The organism is Pseudomonas sp. LBUM1643, assembly GCF_059716215.1.
Genome location: NZ_CP166813.1, coordinates 4960001 through 4980959, shown reverse-complemented (window position 1 = coordinate 4980959; position 20959 = coordinate 4960001). Strand labels below are relative to the sequence as shown.

Here is a 20959-nt window from a genome sequence, read left to right as displayed (position 1 = left end):
CTTGAGCGTTTAAAGAAAGGCAAAGCAAATCAGGAAGTGGCGAGCGGGGTGCGGTACATACGTAAGGTGAGGCTGGCCTCATAAATCAAATCCCGGTAACCCTGCCTCTAACCTCGCCACCAGTTTAAACTGCGCCTTTGCGACGCTATTTGTCGCATTGCCGTAAACCCGGTGAAAACCGGGGTTTGCGCTATAAGAAGTTGTCGCTTGGCGGCAAGGCCAAGCTGAAAACTCTCCTTACAATCCCCCCATCGCTCGCCAGTTTCAGGCGGGTGTTCCTCTTCAGGAGACTCCGATGTCCGTTGAGCACGCTGCAGTAGAACGCGCCGATTTCGACCAGGTAATGGTTCCCAACTACGCGCCTGCCGCATTCATTCCCGTGCGTGGCGCCGGTTCCCGCGTGTGGGACCAGTCTGGCCGCGAGCTGATCGACTTCGCTGGCGGGATCGCCGTTAACGTATTGGGCCACGCTCATCCAGCGCTGGTCGGTGCACTGACAGAGCAAGCGAACAAGCTGTGGCACGTGTCCAACGTGTTCACCAACGAGCCGGCCTTGCGCCTGGCCCATAAGCTGATCGACGCCACGTTTGCCGAGCGCGTGTTCTTCTGCAACTCCGGCGCAGAAGCCAACGAGGCCGCTTTCAAGCTGGCCCGTCGCGTCGCGTTCGACCGTTTCGGTAGCGAGAAGTACGAAATCATCGCCGCCCTGAACAGCTTTCACGGTCGCACGCTGTTCACCGTGAACGTCGGCGGTCAGTCGAAGTATTCCGATGGCTTCGGTCCGAAGATCACCGGTATCACGCACGTGCCTTACAACGATCTGGCCGCTTTGAAAGCAGCTGTTTCCGACAAGACCTGCGCGGTGGTGCTGGAGCCGATCCAGGGCGAGGGCGGTGTGTTGCCGGCCGAGCTGGCTTATCTGCAAGGTGCCCGTGAACTGTGTACCGAGCACAACGCGCTGTTGGTGTTCGACGAAGTGCAAACCGGCATGGGGCGCAGCGGTAAGCTGTTCGCCTATCAGCATTACGGCGTAACTCCGGACATCCTGACCAGTGCCAAGAGCCTGGGCGGTGGTTTCCCGATCGCCGCGATGTTGACCACGGAAGAACTGGCCAAGCATCTGGTCGTTGGCACTCACGGCACCACCTACGGCGGCAACCCGCTGGCGTGCGCGGTGGCGGAAGCGGTGATCGATGTGATCAACACCCCTGAAGTGCTGGCCGGCGTCAACGCCAAGCACGACAAGTTCAAGGCGCGCCTTGAGCAGATTGGCGAGAAGTACGGCGTGTTCACGCAGGTTCGTGGTTTGGGTCTGTTGATCGGTTGCGTGCTCAGCGATGCCTGGAAAGGCAAGGCCAAGGACATTTTCAATGCCGCTGAAAAAGAAGGCCTGATGATCCTGCAAGCCGGCCCGGACGTGGTGCGTTTCGCCCCAAGCCTGGTGGTTGAAGACGCCGATATCGATGCCGGTCTGGATCGCTTCGAGCGCGCCGTAGCGACACTGACGCAAGCCTGATTGACCCTTCGACGTCTTATTGTTCGGGCGTCGAACCCAAATTTTTGTTTCGGACCGAATCAAACTGTGGGAGCCAGCCTGCTGGCGATGAGGGCCTGACAGCCAACATCATTGTTGCCTGACAGGACGCTATCGCCAGCAGACTGGCTCCCACAGTTGACTCTGAGTTGTTTCAGGGATGGCCCGGGATTTTTTCTTTTGTAAGTTCTGAGATTAAGGAGTGACACCATGCTGGTGATGCGCCCCGCGCAAATGGCTGATCTGGGCGAGGTACAGCGTCTGGCTGCGGACAGCCCGATTGGTGTCACTTCCTTGCCGGATGACGTTGAACGCCTGAGCGACAAGATCGCCGCGAGCGAAGCCTCGTTTGCCGCTGAAGTCAGCTTCAACGGTGAAGAGAGCTATTTCTTCGTGCTCGAAGACACCGCCACCGGGAAACTGGTCGGCTGCTCGGCGATCGTGGCGTCGGCAGGTTATTCGGAGCCGTTCTACAGCTTCCGCAATGAAACCTTCGTGCACGCCTCCCGCGAGCTGAAGATTCACAACAAGATCCACGTGCTTTCCCAGTGCCACGACCTGACCGGCAACAGCTTGCTGACCAGTTTCTATGTGCAGCGCGAATTGGTCGGCTCGCCTTGGGCGGAACTAAACTCCCGTGGGCGCCTGTTGTTCGTGGCCAGCCATCCGGAGCGTTTTGCTGATTCCGTGGTGACCGAGATCGTCGGTTACAGCGATGAAAACGGTGACTCGCCATTCTGGGATGCCATCGGCCGCAACTTCTTCGACCTCAATTACGCCGCTGCCGAGCGTCTGTGCGGGTTGAAAAGCCGCACATTCCTGGCCGAGCTGATGCCGCACTACCCGATCTATGTACCGTTGCTGCCGGATTCCGCGCAAGAAGCGATGGGCCAGGTACACCCACGGGCGCAGATCACGTTCGACATCCTGATGCGCGAAGGTTTCGAGACCGATCACTACATCGATATTTTCGACGGTGGACCGACCTTGCATGCCCGCGTTTCAGGGATTCGTTCGATTGCCCAGAGCCGCCTGGTACCAGTGAAAATCGGTGAGCCGGCCAAAGGTGCCGGTCGTCAGTACCTGGTGGCCAACGCCCAGTTGCAAGATTACCGCGCGGTATTGCTCGAGCTCGATTATGCGCCGGGCAAACCCGTGGTTCTGGATCTTGAAACAGCCGAAGCCCTGGGTGTCGGTGAAGGCGCCAGCGTGCGCCTGGTAGCGGTCTAGCGACTGCTGCACAGCCTGGAAAGAATGCCTAGAAAGCAGCGAAGTTTTGCGGGTGGCGTGAGTGGCCCGTTTGAGGAGATAGCATGATCGTTCGTCCCGTACGCAGCAGCGATTTACCCGCTCTGATCGACCTGGCCCGCAGCACCGGCACCGGCCTGACTACCTTGCCGGCCAATGAAGAACGTCTGGCCCATCGGGTCGGCTGGGCCGAGAAGACCTTTCGCGGCGAAGCCGGGCGTGGCGATGCGGACTACCTGTTTGTGCTCGAAGATGACAATGGCCGTGTTGTCGGCATTTCCGCCATCGCAGGCGCCGTTGGCCTGCGTGAGCCCTGGTACAACTTCCGGGTTGGCCTGACGGTCAGTGCTTCGCAAGAACTGAACATCTATCGCGAAATCCCGACGCTGTTTCTGGCCAACGACCTGACCGGCAATTCCGAGTTGTGCTCGCTGTTCCTCCACGCCGATTACCGCAATGGTCTCAACGGCCGGATGCTGGCCAAGGCGCGGATGCTGTTCATTGCCGAGTTCCCGCAACTGTTTGGCAACAAGATCATCGCCGAGATGCGCGGTGTGTCCGACGAAGCCGGGCGTTCGCCATTCTGGGAGAGCCTGGGCCGTCACTTCTTCAAGATGGAATTCAGCCAGGCCGACTACCTGACGGGTGTGGGCAACAAAGCGTTCATCGCCGAACTGATGCCTAAATTCCCGCTCTACACCTGCTTCCTGTCGCCTGATGCGCGCAACGTGATCGGTCAGGTTCACCCGGACACCGAGCCGGCGCTGTCCATGCTCAAGAGCGAAGGTTTCAGCTATCAAGGCTACGTCGACATCTTCGATGCGGGCCCGGCGGTGGAGTGCGAAACCGGCAAGATCCGTGCGGTGCGCGACAGCCAGGCATTGGTGCTGGCCATTGGCACGCCCGGTGATGACGCCACGCCGTTCCTGATTCACAACCGCAAGCGCGAAGACTGTCGAATCACGGCTGCACCGGCACGCTTCGCTGCCGGCACATTGGTCGTCGATCCAATGACCGCCAAACGCCTTCAACTCAACGCTGGCGACCAAGTGCGCGCCGTACCGTTGTCTGCTGCTCGGGAGTCGAAATAATGAATTCGCTATACATCGCAGGTGAGTGGCTGGCCGGTCAGGGCGAGGCCTTTCAATCGTTGAACCCGGTGACCCAGCAAGTGTTGTGGGCGGGCGAGGGCGCCACGGCTGCTCAGGTTGAGTCGGCTGTGCAAGCTGCGCGCCAGGCATTCCCGGGCTGGGCCCGTCGTACCCTCGACGAGCGCATCACGGTGCTGGAAGCCTTTGCCGCGGCCTTGAAAAACCACGCTGACGAACTGGCCCGTTGCATTGGCGAGGAAACCGGTAAACCCCTGTGGGAGTCCGCGACCGAAGTCACCAGCATGGTTAACAAAATTGCGATTTCGGTGCAGAGCTACCGTGAGCGCACCGGCGAGAAGAGCGGCCCGCTGGGCGACGCCACCGCGGTGTTGCGTCACAAGCCGCACGGCGTGGTCGCGGTGTTCGGGCCTTACAACTTCCCCGGTCATTTGCCTAACGGTCACATTGTGCCGGCGCTGCTGGCCGGTAACAGCGTGCTGTTCAAACCAAGCGAACTGACCCCGAAAGTCGCCGAACTGACGGTGAAGTGCTGGATCGAAGCGGGGCTGCCCGCAGGCGTGTTGAACCTGCTGCAAGGCGCTCGCGAAACCGGTATCGCCCTGGCGGCGAACCCGGGCATCGACGGGTTGTTCTTCACCGGGTCGAGTCGTACCGGTAATCATCTGCACCAGCAATTTGCCGGTCGCCCGGACAAGATTCTTGCGCTGGAGATGGGCGGTAACAACCCGCTGGTGGTCGATGAGGTGGCTGATCTTGATGCGGCCGTTTACACCATCATCCAGTCGGCATTCATTTCCGCCGGTCAGCGTTGCACATGCGCTCGTCGTTTGCTGGTGCCGCAAGGTGCCTGGGGTGATGCGCTGCTGGCGCGACTGGTGGCGGTTAGTGCGACCATCGAAGTCGGCGCGTTTGACCAGCAACCTGCACCGTTCATGGGCTCGGTCATTTCTCTTGGCGCGGCGAAAGCGCTGATCGATGCTCAGGAACATCTGTTGGCGAATGGCGCCGTGGCGCTGTTGGAGATGACTCAGCCTCAGGCCCAGGCCGCATTGCTGACCCCAGGCATTCTGGACGTGACGGCGGTGGCCGATCGTCCTGACGAAGAGCTGTTCGGGCCGTTGTTGCAGGTGATTCGCTACGCTGATTTCGAGGCGGCGATCGTTGAAGCCAACAACACCGACTATGGACTGGCGGCCGGTTTGTTGTCGGATTCCGAAGCACGTTATCAACAGTTCTGGCTGGAAAGCCGTGCCGGTATCGTCAACTGGAACAAGCAGCTGACGGGTGCTGCGAGCAGCGCACCGTTTGGTGGCGTTGGCGCTTCGGGCAACCACCGCGCCAGTGCCTATTACGCGGCAGATTACTGCGCGTACCCGGTGGCTTCGCTGGAAACGCCGAGCCTGACGTTGCCGGCGACCCTTACGCCGGGCGTGAAAATGGCGTAACGCCCATCGCCAGCAGGCTGGCTCCCACAGGTTTAGTGGTGCTCACACATTTAGTGTTCGACGCAACCATTGTGGGAGCCAGCCTGCTGGCGATGGCCGCGACCCGGTCGCACTGAACAGTTAGTTACTGAAGCCTATACAACAGATTCTCGTGGAGCCTCGCCGATGAAATCCTATGAAGTCAATTTTGACGGTCTAGTGGGGCCGACCCATAACTACGGCGGTTTGTCCTACGGCAACGTCGCGTCCCAGAGCAACAGCCAGCAATCTTCGAATCCGAAGGAAGCGGCCCTGCAAGGCCTTGCGAAGATGAAAGCCTTGATGGAAATGGGCTTCCAGCAAGGCGTTCTGGCACCGCAAGAACGCCCTGATGTCGCGGCGTTGCGCCGGTTGGGTTTCGGCGGCACCGATGCTCAAGTGATCGAGCGCGCAGCCAAAGAAGCCATGCCATTACTGGTGGCCAGCTGCTCGGCGTCGAGCATGTGGGTGGCCAACGCCGCCACGGTCAGCCCCAGTGCGGACACGGCAGACGGGCGTGTGCACTTCACCGCCGCGAACCTCAATTGTAAATATCACCGCAGCATCGAGCACCCGACCACCAGTCGCGTGCTGGGCGCGATGTTCGCCGATCAGAAGCACTTCGCTCATCATGCGGCGTTGCCGGCGGTTGCGCAGTTCGGTGACGAAGGGGCTGCCAACCACACCCGCTTTTGCCGCGAATACGGTGAGGCGGGCGTCGAGTTTTTCGTGTTCGGTCGCAGTGCGTTCGACACCCGTTATCCGGCCCCACAGAAATATCCCGCGCGCCAGACCCTCGAAGCGTCTCAGGCGGTTGCGCGTTTGCATGGCCTGAGCGATGACGGTGTGGTGTATGGCCAGCAAAACCCTTCGGTGATCGATCAGGGCGTGTTTCACAACGACGTGATTGCGGTGGGTAACGGCGAGGTGCTGTTTTATCACGAGGACGCGTTCCTCGACACCGAGCAGATGCTGGCTGAATTGCACGGCAAACTCGCGAAGGTCGGCGGGAAATTTCAGTCGATCTGCGTACCGCGTTCTGCCGTAACCGTAGAGGATGCGGTTCGGTCCTACTTGTTCAACAGTCAGCTGCTGACACGTCCGGATGGCTCGATGCTGTTGATCGTGCCGGAAGAATGCCGTGGCAACGAGCGCGTCTGGCAGTACCTGCAAAGCCTGACCAGCTCCGGTGGCCTGATCCGTGAAGTCAAGGTTTTCGACTTGAAGCAAAGCATGCAGAACGGCGGTGGCCCGGCTTGCCTGAGGTTGCGCGTTGCGCTGAATGAAACCGAACTGGCGGCGGTCAACCCAGGCGTTATCATGACGGCACCGTTGTACGGCACGCTGACCGAATGGGTCGACAAGCACTACCGCGACCGCATGACCGAAAACGATCTTGCGGACCCGCAATTGTTGCTTGAGTGCCGGACGGCACTGGATGAACTGACACAAATCCTTAAACTGGGCGCGGTTTATCCTTTCCAGATCAATTGAAAGTCGAGAGCGTAAAAACATGAGCGATACCCTGCAGCTGATCCTTGAAGACACCGACGGCACGCAACTGGAAACATCCTGCACCCGCGTCGCGGTCATTTGGCAAGGCAAAGAGCTGTGGATTCAGCACGATGGCCGTGGCCAGCTGCTGATCGGCGTGGACGTCGAAGAAGGTGACGCTGAATACGCAAACCTGCTGCTGCGCCCATTGGCGACTAATCTGGTAAGTCTGCAACTGGAAATGGAGCCGGCTGAAGTCGGTGACGAAGACCACGTGCACGGCCCGGATTGCGCACACGACCACTAAGGAAACGCTCTATGCTCGCCCTCGGCAAATTGCTTGAACTGACCCTCGCCGGCCGTGAACCGGCGGAGAAGACTCAACTGACTGTCGAAGGCGTGCGGATGCGCTGGTTGAGCGAAGGTGCGCTGGAAGTCCGGCCACCTGAAGCCCGCGACAATGGCATGGACGTGCTGCTGTCGGCCGGCATCCATGGCAACGAAACAGCGCCGATCGAGTTGCTCGACCGCCTGTTGCATGACATCGCCCGCGGCGATTTGAAGCCGCGTGCACGCATTCTGTTCCTGTTCGGCAACCCGGATGCGATTCGCAAAGGCGAGCGCTTCATCGAGCAGGACGTCAATCGGCTGTTCAACGGCCGTCACGAACAAAGCAGTGGTGCCGAGGCCCTGCGCGCCTGTGAACTGGAGCGGCTGGCGGCCAGTTTCTTCAGCCTGCCGGATCGCAGCCGTCTGCACTACGATCTTCACACGGCGATTCGCGGCTCGAAAATCGAGCAGTTTGCCTTGTACCCCTGGAAGGAAGGTCGTCCGCATTCACGCCTGGAGCTGGCGCGCTTGCGTGCCGCCGGGATGGAGGCCGTGCTGCTGCAGAACAAGCCGTCCATCGTTTTCAGTTCCTACACCTATGACAAGCTTGGCGCCGAGTCTTTCACGCTTGAATTGGGCAAGGCGCGGCCGTTCGGGCAGAACGACGGGGTCAACGTTGATCTGCTGGAAACCCGTCTTCAGCAGATTATCGAGGGTAATGAGCCGCCGCTCAGCGAAGCCTCGCTGGAGGGTTTGCAGCTGTTCAGCGTGGCGCGGGAAATCATCAAGCACAGCGATAGCTTCCGCCTGAACTTGCCAGCAGACATCGAAAATTTTTCGGAGTTGGAGGTGGGTTATCTGCTGGCCGAAGACATCGCCCAGACGCGCTGGATCATCGAGGAGGAGGGCGCCCGGATTATCTTCCCGAATCCCAAAGTCAAGAACGGACTGCGTGCCGGCATCCTGATCGTGCCGACGACCGACGAAAATCTGGTCTGATTACAATACTTGGCCCGACATAAAATCCACTGTAGGAGCTGTCGTGTGAAACGAGGCTGCGATCTTTTGATCTTTTCTTTAAAACAAGATCAAAAGATCGCAGCCTCGTTTCACTCGACAGCTCCTACAGGGTGAGGGTGAGGGTCAGTCGGTGATTAGACCGCTACCGCACGCGGTTCAGTACGGCGCAATGCACGTATCTTGTGCAGCGTATCGGCACAGGTCTTCGCCGCTTCCTGGCCTTTATGCACGAAATGCTCGAAGAAAAATGTGTGATGCAGTTCTTCGCCGGCATGGAAGTGGTGCGGGGTCAGGGAGACCGAGAACACTGGCACTTCGGTTTCCAGTTGAACCTGCATCAGGCCACTGACCACCGACTGGGCAACGAATTCGTGACGGTAGATCCCGCCGTCTACTACCAGGGCTGCCGCGACAATGCCGGCATAGCGACCGGTCTTGGCCAACAACTTGGCGTGCAAAGGCATTTCAAAGGCGCCGCCGACCTCGAAGAAGTCGATGTCGGATTCCTGATAACCCTGGGCAATCATTTCCGCCAAAAAGCCTTTCCGGCTCTGATCGACGATTTCCTTGTGCCAGCAGGCCTGGATGAACGCTACGCGCTCGCCGTGATGGTGTTTGCTTTTGCTATCGATTGCGGTGGGTTGCATGTTCTGACTCCTGTTTGTGTAAAAAACAGGGCATATGAATCGAATGGGATTTAAGGGTACGCACGCTCGCACTAAGGCATGCGGACGGCCCTTTGGCGCCAATCCCGTTCTCTCTTCATCCGGACTATGACCGTCGGCCCCGGGATCACACCGGGTCTGCTGACCTTGCCGTCATGCACCGCTATTGCCGTGCCTGCCGCCAAGCGCTCGCGGGCTATGCGCATTGCGCGCAATTACCGCCGGTGGGGAGTTGCACCCCGCCCTGAGAACGTTTTGCCGCCAGATTGTCTGGCGGCGAAGCGTTTTTAACACATATTTCTGACTGGTGCATCGCTGCTATCTGATGATTGCGATCGAGTTTTCAGTTGTGTCGACGAGACTTTTCCTCGACGCGGGGTTGATTATTCGGCGCCAAGACCGCAGTAATTCCTACATGAAAGGGATTTCCCCTGCTTACCGAGGCCAGATTCATGAGCGTTATCGATCTTCGCAGCGACACCGTCACCCAACCCACCGCCGGTATGCTCGACGCGATGGCCAAAGCGGCCACGGGTGATGACGTGTACGGTGAAGATCCGACGGTCAATCGTCTGGAAGCCGAGCTTGCCGATCGGTTGGGCTTTGCTGCGGCGCTGTTTGTTCCAACGGGCACCATGAGCAACTTGTTGGGGTTGATGGCCCACTGCGAGCGTGGTGACGAATACATCGTTGGCCAGCAGGCACACACCTATAAGTACGAGGGTGGCGGCGCTGCGGTTCTGGGTTCGATCCAGCCGCAGCCTATCGAGGTGCAGGCCGATGGCTCGCTGGATCTGGCTCACGTGGCCGCCGCCATCAAACCGGATGATTTCCACTTCGCCCGCACCCGTTTGCTGGCGCTGGAGAACTCCATGCAAGGCAAAGTACTGCCATTGGAGTATCTGGCTCGGGCTCGGGCGTTCACCCGAGAGCATGGCTTGGCGTTGCATCTGGATGGCGCGCGTCTTTACAACGCGGCGGTCAAATTGGGGGTGGATGCGCGAGAAATTACCCAGCATTTCGATTCAGTGTCCGTCTGCCTGTCCAAAGGACTCGGGGCGCCCATCGGTTCGGTGTTGTGTGGCTCGACGGAACTGATTGCCAAGGCCCGGCGATTGCGCAAAATGGTGGGGGGCGGTATGCGTCAGGCGGGTCTATTGGCGGCGGCTGGGTTGTATGCGCTGGAAAACAACGTGGAGCGTCTGGCCGACGATCATGCCAACGCACAACACCTGGCTGACGGCCTGAAAGCCGCTGGTTATGAGGTCGAGCCCGTTCAGACCAACATGGTTTATGTGCAAATGGGCGAAAAAGCCGAGGCGATCAAGGCCTTCGCCGCCGAGAGAGGGATCAAATTGAGTGCTGCCGGGCGGCTCCGTATGGTGACTCACATGGACGTTAGTCGTGCTCAAATCGAGCAGGTCGTCGCGACATTTGCCGACTTTTCTCGCAACTGACCGTGTTAGCCGTCCAATTGACTGTTTGTATCGTACAAACACACTGTACCTAGTCACTAACGCCGATATAATACGGCCCTTTGCCGTCGCTTCGTCTGTTGACGTTTCGCACAGGCCTTTGGCCGCAGCCTCCGTGGAAGAACCTAATGAAAAGCGCAGAAATCCGTGAAGCCTTCCTTCGCTTCTTCGAAGAGCAAGGCCACACCCGTGTAGCCTCCAGCTCTTTGATTCCGGGCAACGACCCAACCCTGCTGTTCACTAACGCGGGGATGAACCAGTTCAAGGACTGTTTCCTGGGCCAGGAAAAGCGCGCGTACACCCGTGCGACAAGCAGCCAGAAGTGCGTGCGTGCCGGTGGCAAGAACAGTGACCTGGAAAACGTCGGCTATACCGCTCGTCACCACACATTCTTTGAAATGCTGGGTAACTTCAGCTTCGGCGATTACTTCAAGCATGACGCGATCACGTACGCCTGGACCTTCCTGACCGATGTCTTGAAGCTGCCCAAGGAAAAACTTTGGGTCACCGTCTATGCGTCGGACGATGAGGCTTACGACATCTGGACGAAGCAGATCGGTGTGCCGGTCGAGCGCATGATCCGTATCGGCGACAACAAGGGCGCGCCGTATGCGTCCGATAACTTCTGGACCATGGGTGATACCGGACCGTGCGGTCCTTGCACCGAGATTTTCTACGATCACGGCGACCACATCTGGGGCGGCCCGCCGGGTTCGCCGGAAGAAGACGGTGATCGCTACATCGAAATCTGGAACAACGTGTTCATGCAGTTCAACCGCACCGCCGATGGCGTGTTGCATCCGTTGCCAGCGCCGTCGGTCGATACCGGCATGGGCCTGGAACGGATCAGTGCGGTCATGCAGCACGTCCATTCCAACTACGAAATCGACCTGTTCAAGAATCTGCTGAGCGCTTCGGCCGAGGCCATCGGTTGCAGCAATGACGACCAGTCGTCGCTCAAGGTGGTCTCTGACCACATCCGCTCGTGCGGTTTCCTGATTGCAGACGGTGTGCTGCCGTCCAACGAAGGTCGGGGCTATGTGCTGCGCCGGATCATTCGTCGTGCCTGCCGTCACGGTAACAAGCTGGGCGCAACCGGTAGCTTCTTCTACAAGATCGTCGCGGCACTGGTTGCCGAGATGGGTGAGGCCTTCCCGGAACTCAAGCAGCAGCAAGCCAACATCGAACGCGTGCTTAAAGCTGAAGAAGAGCAGTTCTCCAAGACGCTTGAGCACGGCCTGAAGATCCTCGAGCAGGATCTGCTGGAGCTCAAAGGCACCGTCGTGCCTGGCGACGTGGTGTTCAAGTTGTACGACACCTACGGTTTCCCGATGGACCTGACGGCGGATATCGCCCGTGAACGTAATCTGACCGTCGACGAAGTCGGCTTCGAACGTGAAATGGAAGCCCAGCGCGTCCGTGCCCGTTCGGCCAGTTCGTTCGGCCTGGATTACAACACGCTGGTCAAGGTTGACGTGGCCACCGAGTTCACCGGTTACAAAGCCACCAGCGGTTCGGCCAAAATTGTCGCCATCTATAAAGATGGTCAGTCGGTCGACGTATTGAGTGAAGGCGAAGAGGCCGTCATCGTCCTCAATCAGACCCCGTTCTATGCGGAATCCGGTGGCCAGATTGGCGATAGCGGTTACCTGCAAGCGGGCGCTTCGCGTTTCGACGTGCGCGACACGACGAAGACTGGAGGTGCATTTCTGCATCACGGTGTTTTGGCTTCGGGCAGCCTGCTCGTTGGCGCGCCGGTCGACACTCATGTTGATGCCGAAGTGCGTCACGCCACCGCGCTGAACCACTCGGCGACCCACTTGCTGCACGCAGCACTGCGGCAGGTGCTGGGCGAACATGTTCAGCAGAAAGGCTCTTTGGTCGACAGTCAGCGCCTGCGTTTTGACTTCAGCCACTTCGAAGCGATCAAGCCTGAGCAACTGAAAGCACTGGAAGACATCGTCAACGCTGAAATTCGCAAGAACTCTGCGGTTGAGACTGAAGAAACCGATATCGAAACCGCCAAGCAAAAAGGCGCCATGGCGCTGTTTGGCGAAAAGTACGGTGACAACGTTCGCGTACTGAGCATGGGCGGTGATTTCTCCGTCGAGCTCTGCGGCGGTATCCATGCCAACCGTACCGGTGACATCGGCCTGCTGAAAATCATCAGCGAAGGTGGTGTGGCTTCGGGTGTGCGTCGTATCGAAGCCGTCACCGGTGCTGCGGCACTGGCTTACTTGAACGCTGCGGAAGAACAACTCAAGGAAGCGGCCAACCTGGTCAAGGGCAGTCGCGACAACCTGATCGACAAGCTCTCGGCTGTGCTGGAGCGCAACCGTCTGCTGGAGAAGCAACTCGAGCAGTTGCAGGCCAAGGCTGCCAGCGCGGCGGGCGACGATCTGTCGGCTTCTGCGCTGGACGTCAAGGGTGTGAAGGTCCTGGCCGTGCGTCTGGACGGCCAGGATGGCAAGGCGCTGCTGGCGCTGGTCGATCAACTGAAAAACAAACTCGGCCGCGCAGTGATCCTGCTCGGCAGTGTCCATGAGGATAAGGTCGTTCTGGTTGCAGGCGTAACCAAAGACCTGACTGGCCAACTCAAAGCCGGTGATTTGATGAAGCAAGCCGCTGCGGCAGTGGGCGGGAAGGGCGGTGGTCGTCCAGACATGGCGCAGGGCGGTGGTACTGACGCTGGCGCACTGGACGCGGCATTGGCCCTGACTGTTCCGTTTGTAGAGCAGGGTTTATAAGGCAACTGTTTCCGATCCGCAGTCTAGTGGCGGACCAGAACGCTGTTTGAGTGATTATTTGGGCGCCCTTCAGGGGCAGAGGCGGCTTTGAAATGGCTTTGATCGTACAGAAATTTGGAGGCACCTCGGTCGGCACTGTCGAGAGAATCGAGCAGGTCGCCGACAAGGTTAAGAAATTCCGCGATGCCGGCGATGACCTGGTGGTTGTGCTGTCTGCAATGAGCGGCGAAACCAACCGTCTGATCGATCTGGCCAAGAAAATCAGTGGCGACGATCAACCGGTTCCTCGTGAGCTGGACGTGATTGTCTCGACTGGTGAGCAGGTGACGATTGCACTGTTGGCCATGGCGCTGATCAAGCGCGGCGTGCCAGCGGTGTCCTACACCGGCAATCAAGTGCGGATCCTGACAGACAGTGCGCACAACAAAGCGCGTATCTTGCAGATTGATGACCAGAAGATTCGTGGTGATCTGAAAGCAGGACGTGTGGTGGTTGTCGCCGGTTTCCAGGGCGTCGACGAGCATGGCAACATCACCACCCTCGGTCGTGGCGGTTCCGACACCACTGGCGTGGCGCTGGCAGCGGCCTTGAAAGCTGACGAGTGCCAGATCTACACCGACGTCGATGGCGTCTACACCACGGATCCACGAGTGGTGTCCGTGGCTCAGCGCCTGGACAAGATTACCTTTGAAGAGATGCTGGAAATGGCCAGCCTCGGTTCAAAGGTGTTGCAGATCCGTGCGGTGGAATTCGCCGGGAAGTACAACGTTCCGCTGCGCGTACTGCACAGCTTCAAGGAGGGGCCGGGCACCCTCATTACTATTGATGAAGAGGAAACCATGGAACAGCCGATCATTTCCGGTATCGCTTTCAACCGCGATGAAGCCAAGCTGACTATCCGTGGCGTGCCAGACATCCCGGGCGTTGCGTTCAAGATTCTGGGCCCGATCAGTGGCGCGAACATTGAAGTCGACATGATCGTGCAGAACGTCGCGCACGATAACACCACTGACTTCACCTTCACTGTGCACCGCAATGACTACCAGGCGGCGCAGACGGTGCTGGAAAAAACCGCTAGCGAGTTGGGTGCCCGTGAAGTCATCGGCGACACCAAGATCGCCAAGGTGTCGATCGTCGGTGTTGGCATGCGCTCCCACGCAGGCGTCGCCAGTCGGATGTTCGAAGCACTGGCCAAGGAAACGATCAACATTCAGATGATCTCGACCTCGGAAATCAAAGTCTCCGTGGTGATCGAAGAGAAGTATCTGGAACTGGCTGTGCGCGCTCTGCACACGGCTTTCGAACTGGACGCGCCGGCCCGTCAGGGCGAGTGATGCGTTTGCCAAAGGGCGCGGTCTGACCGCGCCTTTTGTTTTCTTGAATGGCGTGACTCGAGGCTGTTCTTTTGCTCGCGCTGGTCAATACTCAGGCATGTAGGACTTCGACCATTTTGGTTGTAGGTCGAGTGCCTTTTTTTTGCAGACTGCTGTCCCTGAAATGTAATGCGTGAGGAGAAAGGTATGTTGATTCTGACTCGTCGGTGCGCAGAAAGCCTGATTATCGGTGATGGCGAAATCACCGTAACCGTGCTCGGCGTCAAAGGAAATCAAGTGCGTATCGGTGTCAACGCCCCGAAAGAGGTTGCGGTCCACCGTGAGGAAATTTACCTGCGTATAAAGAAAGAGAAGGACGAAGAACCAAGCCATTAATTTTTATCGCTTTTTATGTTTGCAAACGGGGAAAAGGTTGGTTAAGATACGCCCCGTGTTGCGGAGAGCTGGCCGAGTGGCCGAAGGCGCTCCCCTGCTAAGGGAGTACACCTCAAAAGGGTGTCGGGGGTTCGAATCCCCCGTTCTCCGCCATTATTTGCGTAGTACGTTGTAATCTGGCTTCTTCGGTAAGTTGTTGAAATTACTAGAAAAAGTGTTTGACATAGAGATTAGACGGCCTATAATGCGCGGCAACAAATGCACTCGTAGCTCAGCTGGATAGAGTACTCGGCTACGAACCGAGCGGTCACAGGTTCGAATCCTGTCGAGTGCACCATTTAAGAGTTGTTTGCAGTAATGCGAATGACTTGGCTCCAACCAGTTGTGATCTGGTATAAAAACACACATGCACTCGTAGCTCAGCTGGATAGAGTACTCGGCTACGAACCGAGCGGTCACAGGTTCGAATCCTGTCGAGTGCACCAAACAACAAAAAGCCCGCTTTTACAGCGGGCTTTTTGCCGTCTGGGATTTGGCTTTTCCTTTCGTGCATCCTCTTTCGTCAAATGTGATTTGCGCGTTACGACCTCGTTTGGTGTCGTAGCGATAGCTCGTGGCAAAATTTCGAATAGTGATCTTGTCCGGTTTACCCAAGGCACTTTCCACATCCTGTTGGGTCATGCCGGCGACGATGCGCTGACTGATGATCGCTTCACGTCTCTCGCGTGCGCTCAACTGATTTCCACATTTATCCTCGGCATGGCCGACGATCGTCAGATTCCTCATCCCGGTTGAGCTTGTCCTGTCGCGGATATCAGCTTCCGGCAGCAGTGCCATCGTGGTACCTGGCACCGAAGTGCGCACCTCTTGCATTGAGAGGTCCTCCCCGGCGTTACAGCTCAATGTGGTGAAGGTGATGCTTCCGTCAGGCGCCTCGCAGCGGTGAATGGTCACTGCAAGCGCGGTCTGGGGAAGGCAGAGCAAAGCGGCCAGCAAAAAATAATGTCTATTCGAAAGCATCGATCATCCTCCTTGACGGTCCTATTGCAGGGTAGTCGCTACATTTTCCGGTGAGGGTGTGTTTTCTTTTCCGAATGAGTCGTCGCAGATTGAATGGATCAGGGCGTCACTCAGGTTTGTTCTGCAAGCGCTTGTTTCAACCGCGATTTTTTAACGTTTAAAACCTTCGGGCGGTGTATCATTGCGCCCGTCAGCCCCGCCGGGGCTTGTGGAAAACCTCCATGGACTTACCCAGTAGTTACTCAGTACCCCATTTTTCCAATCATGAATTAACTGATTGATCCTTCCGGCGTGCCCCGCTGCTGGGAGTGGAGTTCGCCTATGTCTGAAGTAGAAGTAAAGAAAACGCAAGAAAGCCTGCAAGACCGCCTCGCTCAGGTCGTTGAGCTGCTGCATCGTCAGCGAGTGGTCGAAGACCTGACTCATCGCCAGGAAGGCCCGCATCACGAACGGGTCGAGAACCTTGTTCACCGCCAAAACCTCGTCGAGCTGCAACGCAAGCTCGATGACCTGCACTCCGCCGACGTCGCCTACATTCTTGAAGCTTTGCCGCTGGACGATCGTTTAACGCTCTGGCAATTGGTCAAGGCCGATCGCGACGGTGACATCCTGCTTGAAGTGTCCGACTCGGTTCGTGAAACCCTGATCGCCGACATGGACGATCACGAGCTGTTGGCGGCAGCCAAGGACATGGACGCCGATGAATTGGCGGACCTCGCATCCGAGTTGCCGAGAGACGTTGTTCACGAGCTGATGGAAACTCTGGATGGTCAACAGCGTGAGCGCGTTCGCTCCGCGTTGTCCTACGACGAGGAACAAGTCGGTGCGCTGATGGACTTCGAGATGGTGACGATCCGTGAGGATGTCAGTCTTGAGGTGGTTTTGCGGTACCTGCGTCGCCTAAAAGAGTTGCCAGGTCATACGGACAAACTGTTCGTCGTGGATTACGACGGCGTGCTGAAGGGCGTTTTGCCCATCAAACGTTTGTTGGTCAACGATCCGGACAAACAGGTCGCGGAGGTCATGGCCAGCGATCCGGTAAGTTTTCATCCGGATGAAGATGCCTACGATGCTGCTCAGGCATTTGAGCGTTACGATTTGATTTCGGCCCCCGTGGTCGACAAGAACGGCAAGTTGATCGGCCGTCTGACCATCGATGAAATGGTCGATCTGATTCGTGAAGAGAGCGAGAACGAAGTTCTCAACATGGCGGGTCTGCGTGAAGAGGAGGACATTTTCGCGTCGGTCTGGAAGTCTCTGCGTAACCGTTGGGCCTGGCTGGCGGTTAACCTGGTTACTGCGTTCATTGCCTCGCGAGTGATTGGCCTGTTTGAAGGTTCTATTGAAAAGCTGGTAGCACTCGCGGCATTGATGCCGATTGTGGCCGGTATTGGCGGTAACTCGGGTAATCAGACCATCACTATGATTGTAAGGGCGATGGCGCTGGATCAGGTGAGTACAGGCAATACCTCGCGATTGATGCGCAAGGAGTTGGCGGTCGGCCTGATCAATGGCTTGGTTTGGGGAGGCGTCATTGGCATCGTGGCCTACCTCCTATATGGGAGCTGGTCCCTGGGGGTGGTCATGACTGCTGCCATGACACTTAACCTCCTGCTTGCTGCATTGATGGGGGTGTTGATACCCATGACACTCGCTCGACTAGGACGTGATCCTGCAATGGGAGCGAGTGTCATGATCACTGCGATGACGGACAGTGGGGGCTTCTTCATATTTCTGGGCTTGGCGACGATATTCTTGCTCTGACTTACCGTTTTTAAGATCCGTCATTCGACGGGTCTAATTCGATGGCCAGTCTCACCGAAAAGCCCTGCAAGTTACGCCTGCAGGGCTTTTCTCGTTTTTATCGGTGGAACTCTGAATCCAAGACGGTTCTCTTTGCATAATCAGGGCGCCAAAGTAGTCAGGTATTACAGTGGGCGAGGGGCGGGCAATGCACCTCTACTACTGAAATTTTGACAAAAAAAAGCCAGCTTTACGCTGGCTTGGGAATCAGTTCAATCAGGACGCGTCTGTGGCCATCTCGGCGTCATGGGCGATCAGCGAAACGAGCGCGTTTTGCTGGCGATGGGAGAGTTGGCGGAAACGTTGCAACAGTTCGCGTTCGTGCAGTGACAGCTCCGGGCTGTCCAGGCGCATGCTTAGTTCTTCGCCCAGCGCACCTTCCTGAATAAGGCTTTGCTCAAGGCGCGCGATGATTTCGGAGTTCATGCTGCGATGATGATTGCGAGCCACTTCGGCAATGCGTTCACGCATTCCGTCTGGCAGACGTACGACGAACTTGTCAGCCGTACGGCTGGAATAAATTGCCTGTTTCAATGGGCGCATATATTTAACCGGTTAGTTCAGGGGAGCGGTTCTCGGGATTGGCCGCAGGATGTCTGATAGGACAAGCGCTCTGGCCAAATGTTCAACCTGAATTGATAGAGGCTCGCATCATGCCTCAAGATTGCCAGTTCGTTGGCGCCAATTCTGTGACAAATATTGAACTGGATAAAGGCGTTCTGCCAGCACCAATCATCAGAAATGCGGACTGGTTTGAAACTTTGACCGGCTGTCCTGCCGGCGCGTCCTCGTGCTTGCAAAACGATTTCCCAAGTGCCACCTGAAGTCGCTAGCTATGCGAGGTTCTGCGGAAACCTTCCTTTTAGAGAATAGTGGCAAATGGCCGATTCGCTAGTTGAAGGTTCGTGAAGTAGGCAGTTTCAGGATGGATGGCAGAGTTTTAACGAGGCCGCTAGCCGGGGAGGAGGCTCCACGGGAAGTCGCGCTGATCAGATACCGTGGCCATAAAATTGGCGCGGTTGATTTTGCGATTCTGGATTCATTTTCGTGAGGGGGTTGGGCGAGGTCACTCTGGTGGTCCTCGCCTTTTGACGTTGCTACGAGTGTGTTAGCGAAATACCGGGTCGAACTTGATCTTACGACCGGCGATCAATGCCAGGATGAAAAGCGAGGAAAAAGCGCCGCAAGCAATCAGTGGGACGGTGAGATACGTCTCTTGTGCTGATGAAAAATGGTAGATGCCGCTTATTAGGGCCAGGACGAATAATCCTGCGGCGGACTTGGACATACTGATGCTCCTGAATGATTCAAAATACCAAGCGATCTGAAGAATGAGTGGACAACCCGACCGTCCCCTGACTACCGCTTTGAATTGCAAAGCCTGAATCGGTATTTATGACCGCTAGCTGAGGGGCTTTTTGCAGCTGAAGATAATGCGGCATCCGTTGGACGATCGACTCTTCATCCTTCTCGGGTGTGAAAGTGAATCCCAGCAGAAGCGCCAGTGCGATCACGTTCGAAAGAAGAAGGATGTTGTTCATGGGAATGATCTCCGATGCTTTGCAGGTTACTAAAGCAGCGAGCATGCCAACAGTCTAAATGGGATAAGTCCCTCAAATACAGGGAATTAGGGGTCAACTGAATGGTTTTGTTCGTGCATTTTGCAATGATGGCTTTTTGGGGGGAGGTTATTTGCACGACCGGCCAACATCGGCAAATGAGGGGAACATTGCCTACGCTTAAAAAGCATGCGGACGACATGACAAAAGAAGGGTTGCCCGTTAACATGCACGCCGTCGCTGCATGATGCCTCTTGGCAGTTTTCCGGATGACGAATGTCTCAGTAGCTCAATTGGATAGAGCATCCCCCTCCTAAGGGGAAGGTTGGCAGTTCGAACCTGCCCTGGGACACCATGACTTCTCCTTCTGCCGGCCCGTTTCTTGTTCGGTGATGTTCATCAAGATCTTGAGGTTACTGCAGAAGTCGAAAAGCCCTGCTGGGTTCACTCAGGCAGGGCTTTTTTATGTCGCGCGTAAGCTGTCAGGTCGGATCCCTTCCTTATATAAGGAAACTATTCGAGTTTCTGATAGAAAAGCAAAATCAGTGCTTGACGGCAGATTCAGGATGTCTATAATTCGCCCCACTTCCGGCGCAGTCGAAACGGAAAACTCCTTGGTAAACAAAGAGTTACGAAGTTTTCGGCAGTGAGTTGCTTCAGGTCATCGAAGCGCGAAAGGAGTTGAAAAAGAGGTGTTGACAGCAGCGAGTAACGCTGTAGAATTCGCCTCCCGCTAACGAGAGATCGAAAGCGCAAGTGGTTGAAGTTACAAAGGAAACTTTGAAAACTTCTGAAAATAACCGCTTGACAGCAACAAGCGCTGCTGTAGAATGCGCGCCTCGGTTGAGACGAAAGATCTTAACCAATCGCTCTTTAACAACTGAATCAAGCAATTCGTGTGGGTGCTTGTGGAGTCAGACTGATAGTCAACAAGATTATCAGCATCACAAGTTACTCCGCGAGAAATCAAAGATGTAACCAACGATTGCTGAGCCAAGTTTAGGGTTTCTTAAAAACCCAAAGATGTTTGAACTGAAGAGTTTGATCATGGCTCAGATTGAACGCTGGCGGCAGGCCTAACACATGCAAGTCGAGCGGTAGAGAGAAGCTTGCTTCTCTTGAGAGCGGCGGACGGGTGAGTAATGCCTAGGAATCTGCCTGGTAGTGGGGGATAACGCTCGGAAACGGACGCTAATACCGCATACGTCCTACGGGAGAAAGCAGGGGACCTTCGGGCCTTGCGCTATCAGATGAGCCTAGGTCGGATTAGCTAGTTGGTGAGGTAATGGCTCACCAAGGCGACGATCCGTAACTGGTCTGAGAGGATGATCAGTCACACTGGAACTGAGACACGGTCCAGACTCCTACGGGAGGCAGCAGTGGGGAATATTGGACAATGGGCGAAAGCCTGATCCAGCCATGCCGCGTGTGTGAAGAAGGTCTTCGGATTGTAAAGCACTTTAAGTTGGGAGGAAGGGCATTAACCTAATACGTTAGTGTTTTGACGTTACCGACAGAATAAGCACCGGCTAACTCTGTGCCAGCAGCCGCGGTAATACAGAGGGTGCAAGCGTTAATCGGAATTACTGGGCGTAAAGCGCGCGTAGGTGGTTCGTTAAGTTGGATGTGAAATCCCCGGGCTCAACCTGGGAACTGCATTCAAAACTGTCGAGCTAGAGTATGGTAGAGGGTGGTGGAATTTCCTGTGTAGCGGTGAAATGCGTAGATATAGGAAGGAACACCAGTGGCGAAGGCGACCACCTGGACTGATACTGACACT

General features: G+C 56.6%; 17 protein-coding genes, 4 tRNA genes, 1 rRNA gene and 1 riboswitch (1 of these 23 only partly in view). Of the genes, 17 read left to right on the top strand and 5 right to left on the bottom strand.

All coding sequences use genetic code 11. From position 1 onward, the window contains the following. Nucleotides 1–295: 295 nt before the first annotated feature. From ACA063_RS22410 to astE, 7 genes are all read left to right on the top strand, one after another. The gene (locus tag ACA063_RS22410; RefSeq protein WP_497663411.1) at nt 296–1516 is read left to right on the top strand and encodes an aspartate aminotransferase family protein; all 1221 of its coding nucleotides are present in this window, start codon (nt 296–298) and stop codon (nt 1514–1516) included. Between the two features lie 228 nt (nt 1517–1744). Continuing rightward, the gene (gene aruF, locus ACA063_RS22405; protein WP_497663410.1) at nt 1745–2764 is read left to right on the top strand and encodes an arginine/ornithine succinyltransferase subunit alpha; all 1020 of its coding nucleotides are present in this window, start codon (nt 1745–1747) and stop codon (nt 2762–2764) included. Nucleotides 2765–2847: 83 nt separating this feature from the next. Then, entirely contained in the window at nt 2848–3873 is a 1026-nt protein-coding gene (astA, locus tag ACA063_RS22400) for an arginine N-succinyltransferase (RefSeq protein WP_162438704.1), read from the top strand. Next, nucleotides 3870–5339, top strand: a complete 1470-nt coding sequence (astD, locus tag ACA063_RS22395) for a succinylglutamate-semialdehyde dehydrogenase (RefSeq protein WP_497666568.1) — start codon at nt 3870–3872, stop codon at nt 5337–5339. The genes astA and astD overlap by 4 nt, the downstream gene beginning before the upstream one ends. Nucleotides 5340–5504: 165 nt before the next feature. Next, the gene (gene astB, locus ACA063_RS22390; protein ID WP_497663409.1) at nt 5505–6851 is read left to right on the top strand and encodes an N-succinylarginine dihydrolase; all 1347 of its coding nucleotides are present in this window, start codon (nt 5505–5507) and stop codon (nt 6849–6851) included. A 19-nt stretch (nt 6852–6870) separates the two neighbouring features. After that, nucleotides 6871–7158 carry a hypothetical protein gene (locus ACA063_RS22385; protein ID WP_008033108.1) on the top strand — a complete coding sequence of 96 codons (288 nt, stop codon included), beginning with the start codon at nt 6871–6873 and terminating at the stop codon, nt 7156–7158. Nucleotides 7159–7169: 11 nt separating this feature from the next. Next, entirely contained in the window at nt 7170–8180 is a 1011-nt protein-coding gene (gene astE, locus ACA063_RS22380) for a succinylglutamate desuccinylase (RefSeq protein WP_497663408.1), read from the top strand. A 155-nt stretch (nt 8181–8335) separates the two neighbouring features. Here astE and ACA063_RS22375 read toward each other — a convergent pair whose 3' ends face one another. Continuing rightward, a complete protein-coding gene (locus ACA063_RS22375; protein WP_497663407.1) occupies nt 8336–8848 on the bottom strand; it encodes a 6,7-dimethyl-8-ribityllumazine synthase in 513 nt (170 codons plus the stop codon). A gap of 102 nt (nt 8849–8950) precedes the next feature. Next, nucleotides 8951–9122, bottom strand: a riboswitch (FMN riboswitch). Nucleotides 9123–9318: 196 nt separating this feature from the next. Here ACA063_RS22375 and ltaE point away from each other — a divergent pair. From ltaE to ACA063_RS22340, 7 genes are all read left to right on the top strand, one after another. Continuing rightward, nucleotides 9319–10323 carry a low-specificity L-threonine aldolase gene (gene ltaE, locus ACA063_RS22370; RefSeq protein ID WP_497663406.1) on the top strand — a complete coding sequence of 335 codons (1005 nt, stop codon included), beginning with the start codon at nt 9319–9321 and terminating at the stop codon, nt 10321–10323. A gap of 146 nt (nt 10324–10469) precedes the next feature. Continuing rightward, nucleotides 10470–13088, top strand: a complete 2619-nt coding sequence (alaS, locus tag ACA063_RS22365; RefSeq protein WP_497663405.1) for an alanine--tRNA ligase — start codon at nt 10470–10472, stop codon at nt 13086–13088. Nucleotides 13089–13180: 92 nt separating this feature from the next. After that, on the top strand, nt 13181–14422 hold the full coding sequence (locus ACA063_RS22360) for an aspartate kinase (RefSeq protein ID WP_497663404.1): 1242 nt from the start codon (nt 13181–13183) through the stop codon (nt 14420–14422). A gap of 186 nt (nt 14423–14608) precedes the next feature. Beyond that, nucleotides 14609–14797, top strand: coding sequence for a carbon storage regulator CsrA (gene csrA / locus ACA063_RS22355; RefSeq protein WP_002554426.1), 189 nt, complete (start codon nt 14609–14611; stop codon nt 14795–14797). Between the two features lie 62 nt (nt 14798–14859). After that, nucleotides 14860–14950 (top strand) — tRNA-Ser (locus tag ACA063_RS22350). A gap of 107 nt (nt 14951–15057) precedes the next feature. Beyond that, nucleotides 15058–15134: transfer RNA gene (locus ACA063_RS22345), tRNA-Arg, on the top strand. A 71-nt stretch (nt 15135–15205) separates the two neighbouring features. Then, nucleotides 15206–15282, top strand: a tRNA-Arg gene (locus tag ACA063_RS22340). 19 nt (nt 15283–15301) lie between these two features. Here the strand turns inward: ACA063_RS22340 and ACA063_RS22335 are convergent. Beyond that, nucleotides 15302–15817, bottom strand: coding sequence for a cell envelope protein SmpA (locus ACA063_RS22335; protein ID WP_497663403.1), 516 nt, complete (start codon nt 15815–15817; stop codon nt 15302–15304). A gap of 321 nt (nt 15818–16138) precedes the next feature. Between ACA063_RS22335 and mgtE the strand changes: the two genes are divergently transcribed. Beyond that, nucleotides 16139–17581, top strand: a complete 1443-nt coding sequence (gene mgtE / locus ACA063_RS22330; RefSeq protein ID WP_162438712.1) for a magnesium transporter — start codon at nt 16139–16141, stop codon at nt 17579–17581. 255 nt (nt 17582–17836) lie between these two features. Here the strand turns inward: mgtE and ACA063_RS22325 are convergent, their stop codons facing one another. The 3 genes from ACA063_RS22325 to ACA063_RS22315 all read right to left on the bottom strand — a co-directional run bounded on the left by ACA063_RS22325 (nt 17837) and on the right by ACA063_RS22315 (nt 19161). Next, nucleotides 17837–18163 (bottom strand): Arc family DNA-binding protein, encoded by a 327-nt coding sequence (locus ACA063_RS22325; protein WP_008154293.1) that lies wholly within the window; start codon nt 18161–18163, stop codon nt 17837–17839. 565 nt (nt 18164–18728) lie between these two features. Further along, nucleotides 18729–18908, bottom strand: a complete 180-nt coding sequence (locus ACA063_RS22320; RefSeq protein ID WP_497663402.1) for a PA3371 family protein — start codon at nt 18906–18908, stop codon at nt 18729–18731. Between the two features lie 19 nt (nt 18909–18927). Beyond that, the gene (locus ACA063_RS22315; RefSeq protein WP_497663401.1) at nt 18928–19161 is read right to left on the bottom strand and encodes a hypothetical protein; all 234 of its coding nucleotides are present in this window, start codon (nt 19159–19161) and stop codon (nt 18928–18930) included. Between the two features lie 296 nt (nt 19162–19457). On the opposite strand from ACA063_RS22315, the gene ACA063_RS22310 reads away from it, so the two are divergent. Both ACA063_RS22310 and ACA063_RS22305 read left to right on the top strand, forming a co-directional pair. Beyond that, a tRNA-Arg gene (locus ACA063_RS22310) sits at nt 19458–19534 on the top strand. A 674-nt stretch (nt 19535–20208) separates the two neighbouring features. Next, a 16S ribosomal RNA gene (locus tag ACA063_RS22305) occupies nt 20209–20959 on the top strand (it continues 786 nt past the right edge of the window).